The sequence below is a fragment of the [Clostridium] clostridioforme AGR2157 genome (assembly GCF_000424325.1).
In the GTDB taxonomy this organism is placed as follows: domain Bacteria; phylum Bacillota; class Clostridia; order Lachnospirales; family Lachnospiraceae; genus Enterocloster; species Enterocloster clostridioformis_A.
The window spans coordinates 84,088-105,431 of sequence record NZ_AUJR01000012.1 but is presented as its reverse complement, the minus strand read 5'-3'; the positions used below and the strand labels follow the sequence as shown (position 1 = coordinate 105,431).

The 21,344-nt window shown below is 45.2% G+C and carries 22 protein-coding genes and 3 pseudogenes; 12 read left to right on the top strand and 13 right to left on the bottom strand.

All coding sequences use genetic code 11. The annotated features are described in order from the left end of the window. From G614_RS0107535 to G614_RS0107520, 4 genes and pseudogenes are all read right to left on the bottom strand, one after another. A partial coding sequence (locus G614_RS0107535; RefSeq protein WP_242828024.1) for a transposase occupies positions 1–164 on the bottom strand: 164 nt, incomplete at its 3' end. A gap of 124 nt (positions 165–288) precedes the next feature. Further along, a pseudogene (locus G614_RS0107530) lies at positions 289–660 on the bottom strand (transposase); the annotation flags it as partial. Positions 661–762: 102 nt separating this feature from the next. After that, entirely contained in the window at positions 763–1,200 is a 438-nt protein-coding gene (locus tag G614_RS0107525; protein ID WP_027641477.1) for a DUF3788 domain-containing protein, read from the bottom strand. A 14-nt stretch (positions 1,201–1,214) separates the two neighbouring features. Next, entirely contained in the window at positions 1,215–2,144 is a 930-nt protein-coding gene (locus G614_RS0107520; protein WP_027641476.1) for an AraC family transcriptional regulator, read from the bottom strand. A gap of 854 nt (positions 2,145–2,998) precedes the next feature. Here G614_RS0107520 and G614_RS0107505 point away from each other — a divergent pair. Together G614_RS0107505 and G614_RS29265 are read left to right on the top strand one after the other, a co-directional pair. Further along, positions 2,999–3,229 carry a hypothetical protein gene (locus tag G614_RS0107505; protein WP_027641475.1) on the top strand — a complete coding sequence of 77 codons (231 nt, stop codon included), beginning with the start codon at positions 2,999–3,001 and terminating at the stop codon, positions 3,227–3,229. Positions 3,230–3,301: 72 nt separating this feature from the next. Further along, positions 3,302–4,078: a DUF4240 domain-containing protein gene (locus G614_RS29265; protein ID WP_049948054.1), complete on the top strand. Its 777-nt coding sequence runs from the start codon at positions 3,302–3,304 to the stop codon at positions 4,076–4,078. A gap of 185 nt (positions 4,079–4,263) precedes the next feature. Here the strand turns inward: G614_RS29265 and G614_RS0107495 are convergent, their stop codons facing one another. Continuing rightward, positions 4,264–4,698 carry a hypothetical protein gene (locus G614_RS0107495; RefSeq protein WP_027641474.1) on the bottom strand — a complete coding sequence of 145 codons (435 nt, stop codon included), beginning with the start codon at positions 4,696–4,698 and terminating at the stop codon, positions 4,264–4,266. A 125-nt stretch (positions 4,699–4,823) separates the two neighbouring features. Here G614_RS0107495 and G614_RS31155 point away from each other — a divergent pair, with 125 nt between their 5' ends. Next, positions 4,824–4,988, top strand: a complete 165-nt coding sequence (locus tag G614_RS31155) for a hypothetical protein (RefSeq protein ID WP_155245030.1) — start codon at positions 4,824–4,826, stop codon at positions 4,986–4,988. 104 nt (positions 4,989–5,092) lie between these two features. After that, on the top strand, positions 5,093–5,557 hold the full coding sequence (locus G614_RS0107485; RefSeq protein WP_027641473.1) for a DEAD/DEAH box helicase family protein: 465 nt from the start codon (positions 5,093–5,095) through the stop codon (positions 5,555–5,557). Positions 5,558–5,641: 84 nt separating this feature from the next. Here G614_RS0107485 and G614_RS0107480 read toward each other — a convergent pair whose 3' ends face one another. From G614_RS0107480 to G614_RS0107460, 5 genes are all read right to left on the bottom strand, one after another. After that, on the bottom strand, positions 5,642–6,460 hold the full coding sequence (locus G614_RS0107480; protein WP_027641472.1) for an ABC transporter permease: 819 nt from the start codon (positions 6,458–6,460) through the stop codon (positions 5,642–5,644). A 12-nt stretch (positions 6,461–6,472) separates the two neighbouring features. Next, a complete protein-coding gene (locus G614_RS0107475) occupies positions 6,473–7,276 on the bottom strand; it encodes an ABC transporter permease (protein WP_242828023.1) in 804 nt (267 codons plus the stop codon). Further along, positions 7,260–8,186 (bottom strand): ABC transporter ATP-binding protein, encoded by a 927-nt coding sequence (locus tag G614_RS0107470; RefSeq protein WP_027641470.1) that lies wholly within the window; start codon positions 8,184–8,186, stop codon positions 7,260–7,262. The genes G614_RS0107475 and G614_RS0107470 overlap by 17 nt, the downstream gene beginning before the upstream one ends. Before the next feature lie 138 nt (positions 8,187–8,324). Continuing rightward, positions 8,325–9,242: a sensor histidine kinase gene (locus tag G614_RS0107465; RefSeq protein WP_027641469.1), complete on the bottom strand. Its 918-nt coding sequence runs from the start codon at positions 9,240–9,242 to the stop codon at positions 8,325–8,327. A gap of 6 nt (positions 9,243–9,248) precedes the next feature. Next, positions 9,249–9,941 (bottom strand): response regulator transcription factor, encoded by a 693-nt coding sequence (locus G614_RS0107460; protein WP_027641468.1) that lies wholly within the window; start codon positions 9,939–9,941, stop codon positions 9,249–9,251. Between the two features lie 87 nt (positions 9,942–10,028). Here G614_RS0107460 and G614_RS0107455 point away from each other — a divergent pair, with 87 nt between their 5' ends. After that, positions 10,029–10,649 carry a UPF0236 family transposase-like protein gene (locus tag G614_RS0107455; RefSeq protein ID WP_027641467.1) on the top strand — a complete coding sequence of 207 codons (621 nt, stop codon included), beginning with the start codon at positions 10,029–10,031 and terminating at the stop codon, positions 10,647–10,649. Here G614_RS0107455 and G614_RS34990 read toward each other — a convergent pair. Continuing rightward, a pseudogene (locus G614_RS34990) lies at positions 10,592–10,765 on the bottom strand (IS91 family transposase); the annotation flags it as partial. The gene G614_RS0107455 and the pseudogene G614_RS34990 sit on opposite strands and share 58 nt — an antisense overlap. 232 nt (positions 10,766–10,997) lie before the next feature. Between G614_RS34990 and G614_RS0107450 the strand changes: the two are divergent. The 4 genes from G614_RS0107450 to G614_RS0107435 all read left to right on the top strand — a co-directional run bounded on the left by G614_RS0107450 (position 10,998) and on the right by G614_RS0107435 (position 13,677). Continuing rightward, positions 10,998–11,261: a type II toxin-antitoxin system prevent-host-death family antitoxin gene (locus G614_RS0107450; protein ID WP_027641466.1), complete on the top strand. Its 264-nt coding sequence runs from the start codon at positions 10,998–11,000 to the stop codon at positions 11,259–11,261. Positions 11,262–11,323: 62 nt separating this feature from the next. Next, positions 11,324–11,551, top strand: coding sequence for a type II toxin-antitoxin system RelE/ParE family toxin (locus G614_RS0107445; RefSeq protein ID WP_080664490.1), 228 nt, complete (start codon positions 11,324–11,326; stop codon positions 11,549–11,551). A 374-nt stretch (positions 11,552–11,925) separates the two neighbouring features. Next, the gene (locus G614_RS26995) at positions 11,926–12,531 is read left to right on the top strand and encodes an ABC transporter permease (protein ID WP_242828022.1); all 606 of its coding nucleotides are present in this window, start codon (positions 11,926–11,928) and stop codon (positions 12,529–12,531) included. A 93-nt stretch (positions 12,532–12,624) separates the two neighbouring features. Beyond that, the gene (locus tag G614_RS0107435; protein ID WP_027641464.1) at positions 12,625–13,677 is read left to right on the top strand and encodes an arabinose ABC transporter substrate-binding protein; all 1,053 of its coding nucleotides are present in this window, start codon (positions 12,625–12,627) and stop codon (positions 13,675–13,677) included. A 56-nt stretch (positions 13,678–13,733) separates the two neighbouring features. On the opposite strand, the gene G614_RS0107430 is transcribed toward G614_RS0107435, so the two are convergent. Beyond that, positions 13,734–14,582 carry an AraC family transcriptional regulator gene (locus G614_RS0107430; RefSeq protein ID WP_027641463.1) on the bottom strand — a complete coding sequence of 283 codons (849 nt, stop codon included), beginning with the start codon at positions 14,580–14,582 and terminating at the stop codon, positions 13,734–13,736. Between the two features lie 182 nt (positions 14,583–14,764). Between G614_RS0107430 and G614_RS0107425 the strand changes: the two genes are divergently transcribed. Continuing rightward, complete coding sequence (locus G614_RS0107425) at positions 14,765–18,049, top strand: DUF5107 domain-containing protein (RefSeq protein WP_027641462.1); 3,285 nt, start codon at positions 14,765–14,767, stop codon at positions 18,047–18,049. A 334-nt stretch (positions 18,050–18,383) separates the two neighbouring features. On the opposite strand, the gene G614_RS0107420 is transcribed toward G614_RS0107425, so the two are convergent. After that, a complete protein-coding gene (locus tag G614_RS0107420) occupies positions 18,384–19,313 on the bottom strand; it encodes a LysR family transcriptional regulator (protein ID WP_027641461.1) in 930 nt (309 codons plus the stop codon). 213 nt (positions 19,314–19,526) lie between these two features. Here G614_RS0107420 and G614_RS29255 point away from each other — a divergent pair, with 213 nt between their 5' ends. Together G614_RS29255 and G614_RS34310 are read left to right on the top strand one after the other, a co-directional pair. Next, positions 19,527–20,021: a TRAP transporter small permease gene (locus G614_RS29255; RefSeq protein ID WP_044917476.1), complete on the top strand. Its 495-nt coding sequence runs from the start codon at positions 19,527–19,529 to the stop codon at positions 20,019–20,021. Further along, positions 20,021–21,322, top strand: a pseudogene (locus G614_RS34310) (TRAP transporter large permease). The gene G614_RS29255 and the pseudogene G614_RS34310 overlap by 1 nt, the downstream one beginning before the upstream one ends. Positions 21,323–21,344 lie beyond the last annotated feature (22 nt).

Sequence of the window (21,344 nt, the reverse complement as noted above, 5' to 3'; positions counted from 1 at the left end):
CGTTCCGATTTTTCATAACCGAGGTGGTCATCCATCTCAGCCTCCATCATCTCTTTCAGGGTACTTCCCAGAAGGTCTTTCAGGGCCTCCTGGATGTCCTCAGCAGTCTGGATGTCATACTCCTCCAACAACTGATGGACAATGTTCCTTTTGCCCTCCGTCATAACTACCTTGTGTACAGGTTGCTTTTCTCTTCTCGCCATAATAATAGGCCTGCTTATGATAATAGATTTTATCATAGAAGACCTACTGCTTGATAGCTATTTACAGAAAAACTTTCATACTCCCCATGGAAATGATCTTCTGGTCGATCTCCGAAATGTCCTTCTGGCGCTTTTTCACCACTTTCGGCTCAAAAGTAGAGTTGCGGTCCTGCGGGACATCGATGTCCATGCTGCCATAGGAGCTGTTGACGCGCTTTGTCTTGTAGCCGTTGCGGTAATCGTCGCTGTCGGAGCGTTCAGACCTCCCATATCCCAGATGATCCTCCATCTCGGCTTCCATCATTTCCTTGATTGTGCCGCCCAGCAGGTCTTTGAGGGCTTCCTGGATGTCATGGGCATCATGGATGTCGTATTCCTCCAGCAGTCCCCGGATGATGTTGCGCTTGCCCTCTGTCATTACTACTTTGTGTACTGGTTGTTTTTCCCTTCTTGCCATAATAATAGGCCTCCTTATGATAATTAGATTTTACCATAGAAGACCTACTACTTTTAGTTATTTACAGAAAAACTTTCATACTCCCTATTTTACAAACGTTACTCAGAAAGGTCGAGTATTCATGCGTTTTCGAAGATTGATGAGGCTAAATACATCCTCCATAATCTCTCTATCCCGTACCTCCAGCATCAACCACTTCTGTCCATTTCCGATTTTTGTGTTTTTGAATACCGTTTGCACATAGTCGGAGCATAGCGGCATAAGAAGCTCTGCCTCTGTAAGCTCATGACTTCCTACAACCACGAGGGCAATAAAATAGCCTTCCATCGGGTAGAGTGTACAAAGAGACTTTCCGCTCTTCTTATACTTAACGTTCCAGCCAGCCTGCATGGAACAGCGACTGTGTTCCATGCAGGGTGTAATCTGGTAGGCGGACTGGATACGCTCATTAAAGTCCGCCCATAACGGGCTACCGATATATTCTGTGACCTGCTCCCACGTTGGCGGTGTTACATTTGAATAGAGCATATTCCAATCCATCCTAATTTCCCTCCTTAGGCTCTACTATCCAACGGCAAAGGCTTGACCCAAATTTCCATGTAGGCCATGTCCTTCACATCTCGGTAATACTTCTCCGCAGAGAAAGGCTCCGTGGCCAAGTTGTGGTGCGGTAGCCATGTACCGAAAAGGTACTTGCTAGCCTGATCCAAAGCGACTGTCACCAAATCTTCAAATTTTTCTGCTTCAATTTTGCAAACGATGTATTCGCCTGCCGGAAGTTCTTTCTTTACGAAGCCGCCTTGCAACTGGCTCGGAACATTTTGGACAAGACCACCCGCAAAATAATTGAAAAGGCCCTGCGCCGAATCTTCCGTATGGGACATTCCCATTTCCACGCTGGTATTGAGATTGGCCCTAATTGAGGCTTTCTCCACATGATACCGTTTCCAAAGCTGCCCCGGCGCGTCTACGCCAGTGCCTTCACCGACCGGAATCTGCTCAGTAATACGAACTGCAGTCTCCAGACCAAGGTAGACTTCCGGGTTCGCCAGCGACTTTCTCTGGATTTCCAAAATGATATCGCCTGCCACCAGCGGGACCCCTTCATCAACCAGGACGTAATTCATGGATACCTCCGGCTTATCAAATGTATTGAGCATTGGTAAATCCCTCCTGTAGTCTTCGGGTGTAATCCCATACGTTTCCTTGAAAGCCCGTGTAAAGTTCGCATGGCTGGAAAAGCCATAGTCCAAGGCAACATCAAGAATTCTCTGTTCGGAGTCACCCCGATTCTCAATCACCTTTGCCAAACGGCGGAGCTTCACATATTCCTGAACCGGTTTATTTACCAGTCGCTTGAACAAGCGCTGGAAATAGAAAGGGGACAGGCCGACGGTATTTGCCAGTTCTTCCGTTGAAATTTCTTCTGTCAAGTGTACCTCGATAAAATCCAAGGATTGTTCAATTGCTTCCCATGCGTGCATTGTAGCACCTCCTATATTTGATGTTCATAGCCATGAGCAAAGTGTTGTTTGGCTCATCCCTATGATGCTCACATCATACCACTTTATTTTCTGCCAGGCTTTTCGCACAATGCCCTTTTAATTAGGTACGACGTTTGAAAACCTTCGACCATGAGTATATTGCGCTCGCCGCACAGGGTCAGGGTCGTTTATCCCAGTTTCAATGCGGGCGCAATGATGGATCGCATTTCTTCCACAGAGATGTTGCGGTCTTGAGCCAGCTTTTCAAAAAATGTCTTATAATCAGGCATCAGTGAACCTCCTTTGCAGTTGCTACCCATGAGTAAACACTTCTGTCTACACAACATTCTTTTTAACAATCATGTCTACACAACACACCCCATTTCTATCCTGTCAACTCAGCTCTCTGTAACTTTTCACGATTGACCAGTTCCCACTGTCTTTTAGAACGCAAGAATCCGAGAGCCGGAACAATTTTTCCAAACTGTCCAAACCCTCGGAAATCCCTTGTTTTCTACACTTTTTCAGTTTTCTATTTCTCTACCCTTGACATCAATACGACACACTCAACATGCATTGTATTTCTCTTGTGGCAGATGAGAAGCATGTAAGGGAACGGCTAATGAAAGATATTTCTGCCGGAATCCGCATGAAAGATGTGATAGGGCGAAGCATTGTGAGAATTCCATTGTATCATATGCTTGATACGGTTAAAATAGATACGAATAGCAAATCCGTTCAGGAGATTGTGAACGAGAAGAAGTTGTAGGAAGCATATGGATTCCATGATGAATCAAAATTGAATGGCAGGCTTATGGGAGTGCTGTGCATGAACATAGAAGGAAGGGATTGGAATGGGAGTTTTTCTGCAATATGCGCTGTTTCCTGGCTGCGGCGAGGCGGCGGCCCGCATGGCGGTGGACGCGCCTGCGAAAAATCCGGCATTTGAAATCCGGCCGGAACGATGCAGGTTCGCGGATACTGGAAAGGGAACACAGGTTTTTCTGGACGGAGATCATATGATTTCTGCAGCGGGGAGGAAGAGGATCATTTCAGCACACAGCCGGATTACTTTGGATACATAGAAGAGGAAGAACGGCGATACTTGGCAGGGCGGCCGGAAATGCTGAGGAAATGGTTCGGGAATCAGGAGATGGATGCGGTTTTGCGTTATCTTGTCCATTGGACTGTCCTGGGAGATAGCGAACCAGTTTGAGGATAAGATGGCTGAGCTTTTGTACCAGTTGGACAAGCCGGAGATTGCATTGCGGGCCTATAGGGCGGGCAGCCATTTTTCCGATGATGGTTTTCTCTATGCCCGGTGCGTGGCTTTGGTCAATGGGCGGGCATATTATCAAAAGATTCTGGATGGCAGGAAGAAATTAAACAAGGATATGGAATTTGAGGCCATTCTTTACGCTCCGGCCAAGGCGTGGGCCAGGAAACACAGGAAGGATTTTGCCGAATATCCCTATCTTCCCCGTGTGAGTTATGAAACGGGAAGCAATCAGGAGTTTTGGAAGAAAGAAAACCTCTGGTCAGAACAGACGCTTCCGCTTGGCTGGCAGATTGTGCTTCCTTCGGGCTGGACGGCTAAGGAAGGGGAGAATGGAGAAACAGTGTGTTTTCCGCCAGAGAGCGCCCTGGCTGTCCGTATCACGCCTTTTCATGCGGATAAAGACGGACAGCCGGCTCCAGCGAAGGTAATGGAGCGGACGTATTTACAGACCATTCCGCCGGAGGCGGTTCCAATCAAGCTGCCGGGCTGCAGCCTGCCCGGATTTCGCATGAAAGCCTTTGAGGCTGCGGAGACGGAGGCTGGTCTGCAGATTTTTCATTTTTATGTGGGCTATTATGGAAAAGGCGAGCTGTTGTCTGTCAATTTTTACGGCAGCGATCAGGAAGAGTGCCGGGAGGCATTCAGCACAGAGTGAGGATTATCAGACAGCCTTACAAGAGATCCGCGCGGGCCGGTCCATAGAACAGCTTACAAAAGCAGAGTAATGACCCAGTGTATGATGGATTTCAGAATATGAGAAGAATGCCCCGGAGCATGGCAGGAGGAAATCCGCCCGTCTCCGGGTTGTGATTAAAACAAGGAACTGATATATTGAGAAACTCAATACCTTTTTCTTTTATCATACCAGAGACACCGTCTCTTTACATTATCCAGAATATCCAGGACACGGGCACAAGAGAGTCCGTATTCCCTTCCAATATCCGCTGCAGATTTTCCGGCTAGATAAGCAGTAACAATGGCAAGATCATGTTTCCCAGTGCAAACTTCTGCAATATCTGGAACAGTTGCATAGGCTTTTAGGCGATTTTCCATCAATTCATTGGAAGGTCGGGACGGCGTGGATCGAGGAAGGCTGGACTCATTCGCATCAACTACTGTCATGATCTGAGAGAGGATGGCCTGCTCCTTATTCAAATTTTCAAGGCGGAAAGCATTAACACGGGCACTTTCCTCTGTCTGAGACAATTTCTTTTGCAATTCCGGAATTTCTTTTAAACGTTCCCTGCATTTTTCAATAATAGCCATCGCTGTCATGGTATTCCTCCCGCATCTGTTTTCTTTCAGTATAAAGCAGATGTCATGAAAAATCCATAGAACCGTTAGGGGATGCTGGATGCGGCAGTAAAAAAGAGGTTCCAGCGCTGCAGGAGGCAGGAGAAATGACAAAGGACGTGTTAGAAAAGGAATTGGCAGGTTTTAGCCGCAACAAGATTGCCGCCAGATGGGGAGAACCTGCAGAGGAATTGTCTGGTATGGATGGCGAAATTTATTCCCTGAACGGTGAGAAGACATTGATTGTATATTATGGCGGAGAGAACAGCTAATTCAAATCCTCTCCTTATTCCGCCAATTCCACAACAAAGGTCAATTGTACGCATGTAATTCTCTCCTATCTGGTCTTCCCAGTATTCAGGTGCCGCCGTCATAAGTGCTACATGGTGTTTCACTCGTTCAGGATCACGAAGGTAAAGTCTGGAACCAAGCTGCGGCGTACAAATGGAAACTGATGGGACTGATCGGATTCCGTATGTTGAGAAATTTCTCGTTGGACATTCGTGCTGGAGTTGTTACTGACATTTCCGAAAGCGGGGCACGCAGACTGATACGGGAAGTGTTGTGCCCGGAATTTAACATTTTCCCACCGGTAGGATTTGATACAGAATTAAAGCACATGGTATTTCACAGGATGCTGGACGAACAGGCCGGAATCCTCAATTTCCTTTCAGAACAGCGAACAGCTGTCATAAACGGAGCTGCAGGAACTGGAAAAACCCTGATAGCCGTGGAAAAGGCACGGCGTCACACCGCGGATGGCCAAAAGGTTCTATTTCTCTGCTTTAGAGCAAAAAGAAACGGCGGCCTTGAAAATCAAAGCCACCGCAAGTTGGTGTAGGCTGATTGAGAACTTCATCTTTCGTACAGCCAGAAAGTATAGACAAAAGAATTAGTAACAATGATAGAACTATCTTCTTCACTATCATTTCCGTCCTTTCCTGCGTACAGCTCTTTTCGCTTTTTTCTTTGCGTTTGTCTGCCTGCGGGACTTCATTTCTTTTTTCCTACCGGACATTGCCAGCAACATCATAGCCCACAGAACCATGATGCCAACCCCGGCGGCGGCCAGCAAAAGGTTAGGGTCTGTGGTTGTTCCAGCATATTCACTCATGTCGAAGCCCACCAAAACCAGTGCCGCCGAAAACGGGTATGTGCTGGCCAGAGCACCGCCTTTGAAAAACATAATGCTATACCCTAGGAAAAATGCCAAGATTGAACCACTCAGGTATGCCCCCCGAATCTGCCCAAAAATCAGGATCAGGGGCATACAAACCAGATAGGTTGTCAAAGCTGCCATCACAACTTGTGTGCCACAGTGGAAAAACACCTCCGCAGTCAACCCGGGCAAACCAACCACCAACCCTGTTATTAGGGTAACACCTGCACTGTAAATTCCCAACAGAACCGCCAGGATACCGATTAGAAGCAGTTTGACACCTAACAGTTTTGGCATGGAAATGGGGATTGTCATGATATTTTTGAGCGTATCATGGGCAGCTTCCCGGTCAATGAGCCAGCCGCCAATCATGACCAGAGAAATAGGGAGGAATATCTGGGTATTGCCCCAGACAACATTTTCTAAAAGGGTTGTAAAATCGAAGTTCGGATTTCGGTATTCCGCCGAAACAATAAGCTGGCTTCCGTATTGAACGAATGGGCAAAGGGCGAGTGCTACAAGCCCCACTAGGAAGATCTGACAGCGACGTAGTTTCAGCAATTCTGATTTCAGTAAATTCCACATAACCACACCCCCTTAAATTTCCTGGCGTCGGTAGACCAACGCAATCAGAGTAAGAAATATAGCGGCTTCCACAAGGATGACACTGAATACCTGGACATTATTCAGAAAATAAGGGCTGATACGTTCCAGCAAATCCGCCAATTCTGTGTTTGGATGGCTTTGGTCATAAAACTGGAATGTCCATCGGAAAGCCAGTGGCCCCGGCAGCAGTGTTCCGGCGTTCAGACCAAAAGATTGTGTCAGAAAAATGTCATTCATGGAAAGAATGTAGTTGATAATGGTATAAAAAAATGTAATCACAACTGACACAATGTAATTTTTATTGAGGAGGATTACCAGCAAAACACAGGGCAATGCACCAACCCACATGATGAGTCCTTCTTCAAGTCCTACTAAAAACAATGTCCAGAAACCCACAGGCTTCCAGCCTTGAAACAGCAGAACTACAAGGTTTACAAATCCGCCAACAGCCATAAATCCAATGGCAAAAAGTAGTAAAACCAACATTTTAGAAAGCACCAATTTCGTTCTGTTAACCGGTACAGTCAAAAGGTTTTTCAGAGTATCATAGTCCAGTTCCTCAAACAGTAGGTTGGAAGCCAGTATAACGAGAAAAGGCATTAAAAGCAGGTAGGCACTGAGTTGGAACAAGCTGGACATGATGCCATTTACGGCATCCACGCTGGCTTCCGCATCTGCTAGAAAAAATGCGTAAGCCAGTGGCATCAAAACCGAAAGCAGTAGGGAAATAAACACCAAGGGTTTTCGCTTTAATTTTGCAAACTCGCATTTAACCAGTTTAAGCAATTCCCTCACCTCCTGTCACACGCTTGAAATAATCTTCAAGGCTTTCTTCGCAGGTATGGGCTTCTGATACCTCCAATCCATTTTCCACAAAAGCAGTCACAATTTTTCCTACAGGCAGATTGAGATTATGCAAACGTAAATTATGGTCGTCCTGTATAGAAAAATGGTTTTCATGGAAATTACGTTCTAAAATTCTTGCTGCTTGTGCAGTATCGGAAAGAGTAAAACGGATATGTTTGCTGCTTTTCTGTTCCAATTCTGCAAGGCTTTCTTCTTCCAGTAACACGCCATGGTCGATAATGCCAATATCATCAGCCAGTAGAGAGATTTCTGAAAGGATATGGCTGGAAATCAAAATTGATTTTCCCCTTGCGTCGCAAAGCTTACGAATAAAAGAGCGTACTTCTGCAATTCCGATAGGGTCCAGCCCATTGATAGGTTCATCTAAAATCAAAAGTTCCGGGTCATGCATAACGGCAAGTGCAATCGCAAGCCGCTGCTTCATACCAAGAGAATATTGAGAAAACAGCTTTTTGTCTTTATAAGGCAGTCCTACCAAATCCAAAGCGTCTTTGATTGCATGACGGTTTGGTACTCCCCGCAAGGTTGCAAATATACGCAGATTTTCCGTAGCAGTCAGGTTAGGATAAAAACCGGGCGACTCAATCAAACTGCCAATACGGGGTAATAATTTCTTTTCATTCCCCTGTAAAGATTTCCTCCATATTTTGACTTCGCCGGAAGTTGGCTTTGTCAATCCAAGCAGCATTTTCATGGTGGTAGTTTTTCCGGCTCCGTTTCTTCCAAGCAGACCATAAATTCTTCCTCTCTGCACATGGATATTTAAGTCAGCGACACTCTTGTGTGAGCCGTATTGTTTTGTAAGATTTTTTGTTTCAATGATATAATTTTTGTCCATATTCAAACCTCCTGTTCTGTAAAGTATTCTATTACGCCAATCTTGCATTAACCTTGCCACAACCTTGCATTAACCTTGCAATTTGAAATGCAGATCCCCGAAATAATTAGGGCTCCCGCCATGAAAGACGGGAGCGCCTTAATCTACCAAGGGAAAAAGTAAAATAAATTCCGTCCTTTTTCCCCGGACGCTTTCTGCTGTTATTGTGCCGTTCATTTTCTCTACAAGCTGATGTACAATAGAAAGCCCCAGTCCACTTCCTTTTTCAGACCGTCCCTTATCGCACTTATAGAGCCGTTCAAAAATACGCTTCAAATCTTCTTTTTCAATCCCTATGCCATTATCAGCTAACAGAATTTGCATATTCCCTCCCTGCTTCGACAGGGCTATTTCTATTTTATCCGCGTGGCTGTGAGCAATCACATTTTGAATAAGATTGTTCAATATCCGCATATAGCCATCTGTATCAAGTTTTACCCGGAATGGTTGTTCGGGAATATCAATGTTGTAATCTATCTGTTTATCCTCAAATATGGGTATCCAGTCAATCAAAATATTTCTTGTCAATTCCGCAGCTTCAACAGTATTTATCTCCATAGCAAACTCATTAGAGTTTAGTTTGAACCAGTCAAAAAGAACATCAATGTATTCTTTCAGATCATGAGCTTTCCGGCGGGCAGTTTCGATATAATCATCCCGGTCTTTGCCTGTAACAATTCCCTTATGTGCAGCATCAAGATACCCTATAAGCGTTGTAAGCGGTGTTCTTACATCATGGGAGAGACTCGTCATAAGCTGTCGGTTTGTTTCCTCTGTCTGCCGAACAACAGAAAGTCTATTTTCATAAGACACAATAATCTCATTTATTTCATAAGCAAGAGGGGCCACCAGCTCATTTGTTGCTAATAAAATGCGCCTATTTCCATTTCCGTTTTTTACATCAGACAAAGCATCCGTTATTTCTGCTATCTGCTTTTTTACACGCCGGCTCATAAAGCAGGAGGTAAGAATAGATAAAAGAGCAGTCATCATTGATAGAAATGCGATAGTTTCCATAAAAAATCAAACCTCCTTGTTAAAGCGATAGCCAATTCCTTTAATCGTTTGGATATACTTCGGACTTCCGGGATTTATTTCTAATTTCTTGCGAAGTCGGCTGATAATCGCCATAATGTTGCTGTCGTCATAGAAATATTCCTCTCCCCACACTTCTTCGTATATCTGCTGTTTTGTCAAAATTTTTCCTTGATTTTTGGCACAGTATAAGAGCAGGTCAAATTCCTTTGGTGGAAGCTCAAAAGTTCCATTTTCCGTTGTGATAGAACGATTTTCAAGATCAATTTCCAGCCCATCAAATGTAAGTTGCTGTGGTGTTCCGTCCTTCTGATTAAAGCGGGTGTAGCGGCGTATAAGGGAAACGATACGGGCTATCAGCTCGTCCATATCAAAAGGTTTTGTCAAATAATCATCAGCTCCCGCCCGCAGGCCTCGCACTTTAGAAGCACTGTCATTTTTGGATGTGAACATTAAAATCGGCAGACTGCTTTCTTTTCTGATTTCTTCCAGTGTTTCAAATCCGTCCATACCAGGCATCATAATATCCAGTATAACAAGTTGATAGTCCTTTTCCTTTAATTTTTGCAATCCTTCTTTCCCGGTATTGCAAAAATCAGCTTCTATATTTTCCGATAGTACACTGCGTTTAATCAAAGCGCAAAGTTCTTTATCGTCATCTATAATCAAAACTTTATTCATGGCGAAACTCCCTTCATTGAATTGTGTAGTAATTCCCACTCAATATCTCTCGTAATGCTATTATAATTCGTTAGCTTGAACAATACAATGAAAAGAAGCCTGAATCTGGCACGGAACATTCTGGTAGAGACACTGGAAACGATGGACCAGACCATAAAAAACAGTGCGGAACGCTTGGAGGCCTATGTAGTTGAGCAGAATGGCCAGCCCAAAGAACTGCTTCTGCCGCTGGGCAGTATCCGATTTAAACGTACCTGCTATACATCAAAAAAGACGGGGAAATCCGTATATCTGCTGGACGAGGTGATTGGCATAGAGGGACATCAAAGAATCACCATGGGGGCTGCGGCAGCCATACTGGAAGAAACATTGGAGAGCAGCTACCGCAAGGGTGGCGAGCATGCCAGTTTGATGGATTCCGTAAGCAAGCAGACGGTGAAAAACCTGGTGCATGATACAGTAATCGAACTGCCGATTCAGGAACGGGAGGAGAAAAAAAGAATCCGGCACCTGCATATCGAAGCAGATGAGGATCATGTTGCAGCCCAGTTTTTGGAAAAGATCTATATTGCAGGAGATGGAGCTGGATTAAAGCAGGCAATCTATCAAAAAGAGCGCAGCCGTGTGAGAAAGCTGTTCCGCCAGATTATCGATGTAACGGAGAAAGTGATATCAGGGGAGCACGGATTGGGTTTGACCCTGACATAAAACCCATCGGGATGGTCTTTGTAAATCTGGTTTTTAAGTTTCTTAAAAGACGGTCCCAGTTTAAGGGAGAGCTGCTCCAAAAGGACTTTACGGAAAGCCAGGCGCAGGAAGCGATAATGAATTAATTAGTGAAAACAGGGAAAAGGAGGCGATGAACAGGGGATAAACCGGTTGCCAAAAGTATGAAAAAGAAATAAAATAGGATCAAATAAGCCAGTCTAAAACACATCGTTGGCAGATTCTGTCTATTTAATTCCTACAGTAAATTTACGCGGCCATCATTTTATATAAAGATTGAATTTTGTATATAATAATGATATAATTATGTACAAAGAGAGGAGGGATACTATGCCACAGATAATGCCGATTACAGATTTAAGAAAAACGAATGAGATTTCAGATATCTGCCATAAAAGTCAGGAACCGATTTTTGTAACAAAAAATGGCTATGGGGATCTTGTAGTTATGAGCATTGAAGCTTATGAGAGGCTGATAACTGATACACAGATTGATGCTGCTATAGCAGAAGCGGAGACTGAAATGGAAGGTGGGGCCATACTTATGGATGCCAGGGAGGCATTGAGCGGATTGAGGAGAAAGTATGCAAAATAAATATGCAATCAAAATGTTTCAGCGTGCCCTGCGGGATTTGGACCGTATTTATCAGTATATTTATGAGCAGATTTCCGGAATATGCCGAAGAGCAGGCTGACCGTTTGGAGGCAGGTATTTTCAGCCTGGAGGAATATCCATACCGCTGTGCGGAGCGTAAGACTGGCAGATATGCAAACCGCGGTTACCGGGAACTGATTGTGGATAGTTATATTATCATATATAAGATTCATGAGAGGAAGAAGGAAGTGGATATTGTTACTGTGCAGCATGGGAAAAGAAATTTGTAGGGCAGGGAAGTGATGTTAGGCCCCAATTATAAATTTTAGTGTCATCTACATCACAATCATCCCGGAGGTTGAAGTTGTGATATAAATGACATTAACCGATAAAAACGAGCTGATTTTTGGCTGTGATTTTGAGAGTAAAAAACGCATAAGTGTAGATGAATCCCCTGGTTTGGGTAGTGAACCGGGGGATTATCTATTTTCTGGAAGACTTTTTATTAGCTTGAATTGGAGATTAGTTTGAGGGGGATGCCGGATACGGATGTGAGAATGGGTCCCAATATTAAGGATTGGCTCAACTGCCGTCTATGGATGAACACATACTTATAGGACAGAGAGAAAAGTACATTTAAACTGCTTTCCGGCCATCCCCCCTAGTGACCCAGTCAATTGTCAGAGGTTTTGCCTATATTATCTGTGGAGGAAAGCCAATTTCTATCAGCAACCGGAGCTTCATCATACTTGGCAAGGCCCGTATTGCCAATATACCGCTTTCTGTGTGGATTATGATGCTTTGTATTATTGTATTTGGCATCATCCTGGCTAGGACTAAATTTGGCAGAAGCGTATATGCCATCGGCGGCAGCATGGATGCGGCTCGGCTTGCGGGTCTGAATTCCAAACGTATTATCACCATCTGCTATATCATGATGGGTATTCTTTGTTCCATCGGCGGAATCATATTTGCGGCACGTATGAATTCCGGCCAGCCGGCGGCTAATGTCAATCTGGAATTCGATGCAATCACGGCGGTTATATTGGGCGGCGTTTCCTTTGTCGGCGGTGTAGGCGACATGGGAGGCACGATTCTAGGCATTATTCTTATTCAGGCTTTCAACACTGGTCTTACAATGGTCAATGTTCCTACATTCTGGCAGTATGTGGCAAAGGGCGGACTGCTCCTCTTTGCACTGACGACAGACTATATCCGTAAACAGAGAAGGGAAAAGGAATTATTGGAAGCTTCCATGAAGAATCTGTAAGGATTATCTGCATCGAATTATCAGGGGGACCTTTAGGTTCCCTGGAGATAAAGGAAATAAAACATAAAAAATGGAAATCAGGAGGATATGAACATGAAAAAAGTATTGGGGTTAGTAATGGTGGCAGCTGTGGCGGCGGCATTGGCCGGATGCAGTGGATTTGATGATGAACCTGCAATCCAAGCGGCAGACACAGCAGTACAGACGGATAACGCAGAAAGCAAGGATGCTTCTGCGAAGGGTGTAATTTACGGTATATATAAAGCAGGTGACCAGACCTGGTTTATTGATGAGGGTGAAGCGGCGAAGAAGGTGGTAGAGGACCGGGGAGATGAGTTCATTTATGTGGATGCAAAAATGAACCCGGAAGAGTATCTGAAAGCAATTGACAATGCGGTTGCCAACCAGGCCAAGGGCATTGTGACCTGTATACCAGATCAGACTATGTCCCAGGTAGTTGTGGATAAATGCAAGGAGGCTGGGATTCCCGTCGTTGCATGTGATGATGCGCTGCAAAATGATATGGGTGACAAGCTGGCGCCATGGGTAGGAATCAATGCATATGTCATCGGTCAGACCAACGGTGACTGGCTGGCAGCTTATGCAAAGGACAGCAATCTGGTGGAGGATGAACAGTGTGGCCTTCTGCTTCTTACTATGGATACGGTATCTTCCTGCGTACCCCGCGCGGAAGGGGAGTATGATAATTTTACAGCCAACTGTCCTGATTTTCCATCGGAACGTATCTTTAGGGCAGATTATGACGGAACCACAGATAAAGGTAACGTGGCAGCAACATCTGTTATCACGGCACATCCGGAGATTAAAAAATGGTTGGTGACCGGCGCCAACGAAGAGGGAACTATAGGCGCGGTCCGTGCGCTGGAAAGTGCCGGCCTGGATGCGGATGCATGTGTAGTAGGCCTGGGGGCGTACATGGCAAAGGACGAGTGGAACGGTAAAGGAGCTGACGGCACCTGTATGAAAGCTGCCACCTACTTCTCCTCTGATTCCGTGGGAAAGGGTTCCGTGGAAGTTTTGTACGAGGTAATTGGAGGAAATGAAGTTCCCCTTGAAACAGCAGTGGATGCAATTGTTGTAACTCCGGAGAATTACAATGAAGTAATGGGAAAAGCAGCAGAATAATAGTGCTGGTTTATATGGTAAAGAAGGAAGCAGTTCGGCAAGGACTGCTTCCTGTGTTATTGGCAGATACGTTCCCGGTATTCCGATGGGGTGCTTCCGGTCACCTTTTTAAATGTGGTACAGAAACTGCTTTCGCTGGTAAATCCGGTTCCAAAGCAGATTTCTTTGATTGTAGAATTGGAGGATTTTAGCAAAAATTTTGCAATATTAACACGAGCGGTAATGACGTATCCGTGGGGCGTGAAGCCGGTTTCCTTCTTGAACAACCGGCTGAAGTAAAAGGTACTTAAAGATGCCTGGGAAGCCAGTTCCTCCAGTGTCAGGGGGTCAGTCAGGTGCTCATTGATATAGGCCACCGTATCCTCGATGATGCTGGCTGAGACATTGACGGAGTGTTCCAAATCACGTCCGATCAGCAACTCAGTAAGGATATTTACAATATAATTGTTTAGCAGCGCCTCCTTGATGGAAAGGTGTTCTTTGAAGCTGCTGTAGATCTTGTGGAGATATTTTTCAAATCGGTAAGTATCATGAAGACCGATGACAGGGATTCCGTTGTCCAGGATTGCTTCAAAATAGTTACGGGCATTGGAACCGTCAAAATGCAGCCATTCGGCATCCCAACCTGTGGTTGTATAGTAGCAGTGCGGTTTATAGCAGTCTAACAGGACAATCTGGTCAGCCTTAGCATGGTATGTCCGTCCTCCACTCTCTATTTCACAGCTTCCTTTCCGCATGTACATAATCAGGAAGCTGTCATAGGAAGACCGTCTGAGACAATATCCGGGAAGATAACGGAAATATCCTGTGCTGATGGGATACAGAAACATGGCAGTGGCCTGCGAACTTGGAGTATAGATGTAATAGTCCGAACCATGGATGACTCCCTGCTCTGTCGATAACATAAAACTCCCTCCCTTACTGGTTCTATTATAAAGCAGGTGAAAATCATAAGTCAAGATATGAGAGCAATTTTTCAAAACTCTATGGCAAATGTATATAATGAAACTCTATAGATAATTGGATATAGTATAGGCAAGAAGTAAAAAACAAAAAATGATGACAATCATGACAGGAGGTATTTGATATGGATGCAGTAAAACTCTGGGAAGAGTCCATTGTGATTCCTACATACGAGGCAGGAGAGGCGGATAAGAACCCCATGTTTTTGGAAAGCCGTGTGTATCAGGGAAGTTCAGGCAAGATTTATCCGTATCCGACCATAGAGAAAATCTATGATGAGAAAAAGGATAAGACATACCGGGCGGTATGGCTGGAAAATGAATACCTGAAGGTGATGGTACTGCCGGAACTGGGAGGGAGAATCCAGAGAGCATATGATAAGACCAACCGGTATGACTTTGTATATTATAATCATGTAATTAAACCAGCCTTAGTAGGGCTTTGCGGACCTTGGATCAGCGGTGGTATCGAGTTCAACTGGCCCCAGCATCATAGGCCAACCACATTTTCACCGGTGGATTATATGCTGATAGAGAATGAGGACGGCTCTAAGACGTGCCGGATCTGTGATGTAGACCAGATGTATGGAACAAAGGGGGAAGCCAGCTTTACCCTGTATCCGGGAAAAGCGTATATTGAAATCCGGGGCCAGTTGTACAATCGGACTGCGACTCCGCAGACATTCCTTTGGTGGGCCAACCCGGCGGTGCCAGTAAACGACCATACCCAGTCTATTTTTCCGCCGGATGTGCATGCGGTCATGGATCACGGCAAGAGGGATGTATCCCGGTTCCCAATTGCTACTGGTGAATATTATAAACATGATTACAGCGCCGGTGTGGATATATCGCGGTATAAGAATATTCCGGTACCTACTTCGTATATGGCGGAGAAGAGCGAGTTTAACTTTGTGGGCGGTTATGATTATCAGAAGCAGGCCGGAATCCTGCATGTTGCGGATCATCACATATCCCCGGGCAAGAAGCAGTGGACATGGGGGTGCGGGGATTTTGGAAAGGCATGGGACAGGAACCTGACAGATGAGGATGGGCCTTACATAGAGCTGATGACTGGTGTATATACTGACAACCAGCCGGATTTCACATGGCTTAAGCCCATGGAAGAGAAAACATTTACCCAGTTTTTTATGCCATACAAGGCAGTAGGTGCAGTGAAGAATGCAACTATCCATGCGGTTATTAACCTGGAGGTGGAAGAAGATGGTATCCGGATTGCTGCGTATGGAACCCAGGAGTATCCACAGGCACGTATCCTTCTGACTTACGGCAATGAGACTCTGCTGGATGAGATAGCAAAATTATCTCCTGTACATACCTTTGAGACTATCATTCACACACCGGTGGAGGATGAGACAAGGCTTAAGCTGCAGGTGATGGATGGCGGGAAGGAACTGGTGTCTTATAGTCCGCTTAAAAACGAGATTCCCAAGCTGCCGGAGCCTGCCCAGGCTTCCAGGGATCCGGAAGAAATCATGACAGTGGAGGAACTGTATTTGACAGGGCAGCATATTGAACAATACCGGCATGCTACCTATCGTCCGGATCCATACTATCAGGAGGCCCTAAAGCGTGACGCGGGAGATATCCGCGCCAACAATGCTTATGGAAGCCTGCTGATGCGCCGGGGCTGTTTTAAAGAGGCGGAGCAATATTTTCGGGAGGCAATCAAGCGGGCAACCTGGAAAAATCCAAATCCCTATAATTCGGAGCCATATTATAACCTGGGTCTGACCCTGCTTTACCAGAACCGGATGGACGATGCATTTGATGCATTCTATAAGGCCACCTGGTCCAATGAGCAGCAGGAGATGAGTTTCTATTATCTGGCCTGTATTGAAGCAAAACGCGGTAATTATGAGAATGCGCTGGAAATGACCGATAAGGGACTGGTGAAAAACGCCCATAATGTGAAGGCCAGGGGACTTCGGGCTTATCTGCTGAGAAAGCTGGGAAAGATGGAGGAAGCAGCCAAAACGATTGCCGGGAATCTTGATGTGGATCCTTTTGATTATGTGTCCAGGATGGAATGGTCCTATGTGGACGAAGGACAGAAAGATAGACTTGTGGAGGAGTTTAATACCCTAACCAGGAATTTTCATGAGAACTATCTAATGACAGCCCGTGACTATGCTGAATTCGGTGCTTATGAGGAGGCGGTTGCAGTCCTGTCCCAATGCAGTGAGGAATGGCCGATGCTGTTTTACTACAAAGCCTGCTATCTTGGGATGATGGGAAAGGATGCGTCACAGACCCTTCTGCAGGCGTCCAAGTGCAGCACGGATTACTGTTTCCCAAATAAACTGGAGGACATTCTGGTTCTTGAATATGCTGTAAAGGAAAATAGTGGTGATGCCAATGCCTGCTATTATCTGGGGAATCTGTACTACGATAAAATGCAGTACGACACAGCTATCGGGTATTGGGAACGTTCTGCTGAGGTAAAACCGGACTTTGCAATCACTTGGAGGAATTTGTCCCTGGCATACTATAATAAGAGACATGAGCCGGATAAAGCCAGACAGGCCATGGAAGAAGCATATAAGCTGAATCCTGGTGATGCCCGGATTTTCCTGGAGCTGGATCAGTTGTATAAGAAGCTGGGTATGCCTGCCGATGAGCGGCTGAAGAACTATGATGCAGCCAGGGAGGTTTTCATGCAGCGTGATGACCTGATGATTGAGTATGCCACCATGTTGAATCTATTGGGACGTTATGGAGATGCGTATGAATTTATCATGGCAAACCGTTTCCATCCATGGGAAGGAGGGGAAGGTAAGGTTACGACCCAGTATACCGTGGCATTGGTAGAACTGGCACGGTCAGCCATGGAACACGGTGAACTTGATAGTGCAGAAGAGCTTCTGAAGAAGGCCCTATACTACCCGGAGAATCTTGGGGAAGGCAAGCTGGAGGGATGCAAGGATAATCATATAAATTATTACTTGGGTATCATAAAGGAACTCCAGGGCAATCAGGCGGCAGCGGATGAATACTTTGAGAAAGCCAGTACGGGTACGGATGAACCCGCCGGAATGATGTATTATAACGACCAGCCCGCAGACATGATCTACTATCAGGGATTAGCCAGGGAAAAACTGAACCGTCCGGTAGAGGCAAAGGCAAGGTTCAACAAGCTGCTGGACTATGGTGAACAGCATATCGTTGATGTTATGCGGGTAAGCTACTTTGCGGTATCCCTTCCGGACTTTCTGATTTTCGATGATGACCTGAATAAACGGAATCGGGCACATTGTTATTATCTGATAGGGCTTGCGAACCTCGGACTGGGGAACATGGACGCGGCTGCAGAGGCCTTCAGCAATGCCATCGAGCTGGAACCAACTCACCAGAATGCAATCCGTTACCTGCATATGACAGAAAAAGCATAGGTTCCCTGTCGTTTCTTCATTTTTTCCAGCAGCTCCTGGAATGAGATTCCGCTTCCGCAGTTTTCTGGGGGGATAACTGACAGAACCTCCGGAGAAAATTTTAATAAACTGGATGATGGGCCATTTTCCGTTAAATGGAGTCTGCCATTGACAAAGACCTGGTAACAGGCCCAATGAACTATAGGCTTTAGTGTCTGTTACTTACAATGAAGCTCAATTACAACGACAATCCGCTTAACCTTTAACAGCCGGACTAATCCGCGTCTTCTTTCAGGCGGCATTTTGAAAACAGCATTTGATGGCAATCGGCATCATGGGTCTGGAGGATTTGGGTTTATAGAAATTTCTTTTCCAACTCATTTCCATAATGTTTAGCCAGCTGAATGAAGTAACGATGAGCTTCATTCAGATGCATGTCTTTTCTGTATGCCACATAGATATTCCAGTTAGGGCGGGAGGACAGGTGAAACCAGGCGCAGTTGGTACTGTACGGACTTACCAGAACCCGTGACTGGGGAAGGATTGTGCAGCAGAATCCGTTGCTTACCAGCTGTATCAGGGCATGGTTCATGGCAGACTCAATCAGAATATGAGGCTGGTACCCTGCTTCCTTGAACAGGGGGTCAATCACCTTGCGCATGGTAGATGAAGCGAAAATCAGGGAGAAGCTGTCCTGCCTGAAAAGACGCAGGTCAATGGTGGACAACGGCTCTCCGGGGGCGGAGGCGTATTTTGCCATTGGATGTTTTTTGGGAATTCCCAGCACCAGATTCTCATTATAGAGTTTAATATATTCCAGGTCTATCTTATCTGAATCAGCCAGCATAATGATTCCAAAGTCCAGATGCCCTCCCAGAAGAAAATTATGCTGGTCAGACACCATTCTCTCTAAAAGATTAAAGGTAACTCCCGGGTATCTGTGGTTAAAATCCGGAAAAACCGAGGTGAAAATATCAATTCCATGTTCATGGGTGAGCCCCAAGGCAATTTCTCCCACCACATTGCCTTTTAAATCTTCCAGCTGCGCATATGTATTTTTCTTGATGCGCAGTATCTCCTTAGCGCTGTCGATATATAATTTTCCGGCCTGTGTTGTTCGCAGATAATGTTTATTCCGGTAGAAGAGCTGCTGACCCAGCTCTTTTTCCAGTTTAATCAGCTGCTGGTTCAGTCCGGACTGCGTAATGAATAATGTTTCTGCTGCCCTTGATATATTCCCGCATTCTGCGATTGCGACTATGTATTCCAACTGCTTCAAATCCATAAAAAATCCCCCTTGTCCAAGCTGTACAAAGATGGATGGAAAATCGCCATCCATTCCCGGTGGTAAGTGTGCAAAATGACAAAGTTATTAGTAGTAAAACTACTTACAAATATAATTATTAGTAACTTTACTTCTTATTATACTACAGATATAATAAAAATACAGCAAGAAAATGCAGTGAATTAAAAAAGATGAACAAAAGGAGAGGGGAAGATGAAAAGTATTAAATGGCTGGATAAGAATTTCGAATTAATGATACTGGCAATTATTCTGGTAATCATGAGTCTGCTGTCATTTACAAATGTAATCATGCGTTACTGTTTCCACCATGCACTCAGCTGGTCGGACGAGGTTTGCTGTTACTGTCTGGCGCTGTCAGCATTTTTCTGTCTCCCATGTGCTGTGCGTATGGGGACAAGTATTAAAGTAGACACATTTGCGGCTATTCTTCCAAAACATGTACAGAGTGTGCTGGAGATTGCCTGCAATGTGGTGATGATTGGATTTCTGGGATGGTTTTTGAAAGGAACAGTGACTATTATCCAGAATGCGGCAAAGATTAAACAGGCCAGCCCGGCGCTGCAGATTCCTTTGTCATATCTCTATGGAATCATGGGATTTGCGGTTGCATTGGCAATATTACGGTATATACAGGCCATTGTTAAATGTATTGTCTGCAGACAGAAAAGCAAGGAGGTAATGGAATAATGGCTATTGGTGTTTTTTTCATCCTGCTGGCAGTCCTGCTGGTCGCCGCCATGCCGGTGGGAGGTGTTTTTGGAATCATGTCCATACTTCCGAGCATCATCAATCCGTCCTTTCCATATGGCGCGGCGGATGTGGCCCGAAGCATGTTTGCCGGTATGAACAGCTTTACGCTGCTGGCAGTTCCCCTGTTTATGGTATCCGGCATGATTATGGCAGAGGGGGGACTGTCGGAACGGCTCTTTAATTTCTTTGCATATTTTATCGGCAATAAGACAGCCGGTTTTCCATGTGCTGTTATCGTTACATGTATGTTTTACGCGGCTATTTCAGGCTCCTCTCCGGCCACTGTATCGGCAGTGGGAGCAATGAGCATCCCGTTTCTTGAAAGCATGGGATATGAGAAAATTTTCGCTGCATCCATTGTGACGGTTGCAGGAGGGCTGGGAGTTATCATTCCTCCAAGCATTTCCTATATTGTTTATTCCGCGGCAGCAAACGCATCGCCCTCTAAACTGTTTACTGCGGGAATCATTCCGGGGATTCTGATCGGATTCAGTTTGATGGTTTACAGTTATTATTACTGCAGGAAGCACGGGGAAGATAAGGAAAAGCTTCTGGCTAATTATAATGAAATACGGCAGAGGGGATTTTGGGCGCTGTTAAAGGATAGCTTTTGAGCGCTTCTGACACCGGTCATTATTTTGGGAACGATTTATTCGGGGATGTGCAGTCCTACGGAATCCGCTGTCATCAGTGTGTTTTACGGATTGTTTGTCTGCATCTGCATCTATAAATCCATAAGTCTGAGGAATCTTGGAAATGTATTCATGTCAGGAGCAAAGACCTATGTAAACATATTGTTTGTAATTGCGGCTGCCACCTCCTTTGCCAGATGTCTTACCATGCTGCGTTACCCCCAGTCCATCAGCCAGTACGTACTTGCGGTATCTGATAATAAAATCGTGATTTTATTAATCATGAACCTGATTATGCTGGTATGCGGCATGATCATTGACAATATCCCCAATATTATGATTTTGACTCCCATACTGGTGCCGATTGCAACGGCTGTCGGGGTTGACCCCATTCATTTCGGCATTATTATGACGTGCAATCTGGCAGTTGGCATGGTGACGCCTCCCATGGGTATCAACCTGTTTGTGGCGTCGGGCATGACAAAGATACCGATGCTGAAATTGGCAAAAGCAACTGTTCCATTCTTAATTGCATTTATAATATCTCTGCTTGTAATAGTATTTGTCCCTCAGATATCCATGTTCCTGCCTGGCCTGGCTGGTTAGGAACAAACACATTTTATAAAAA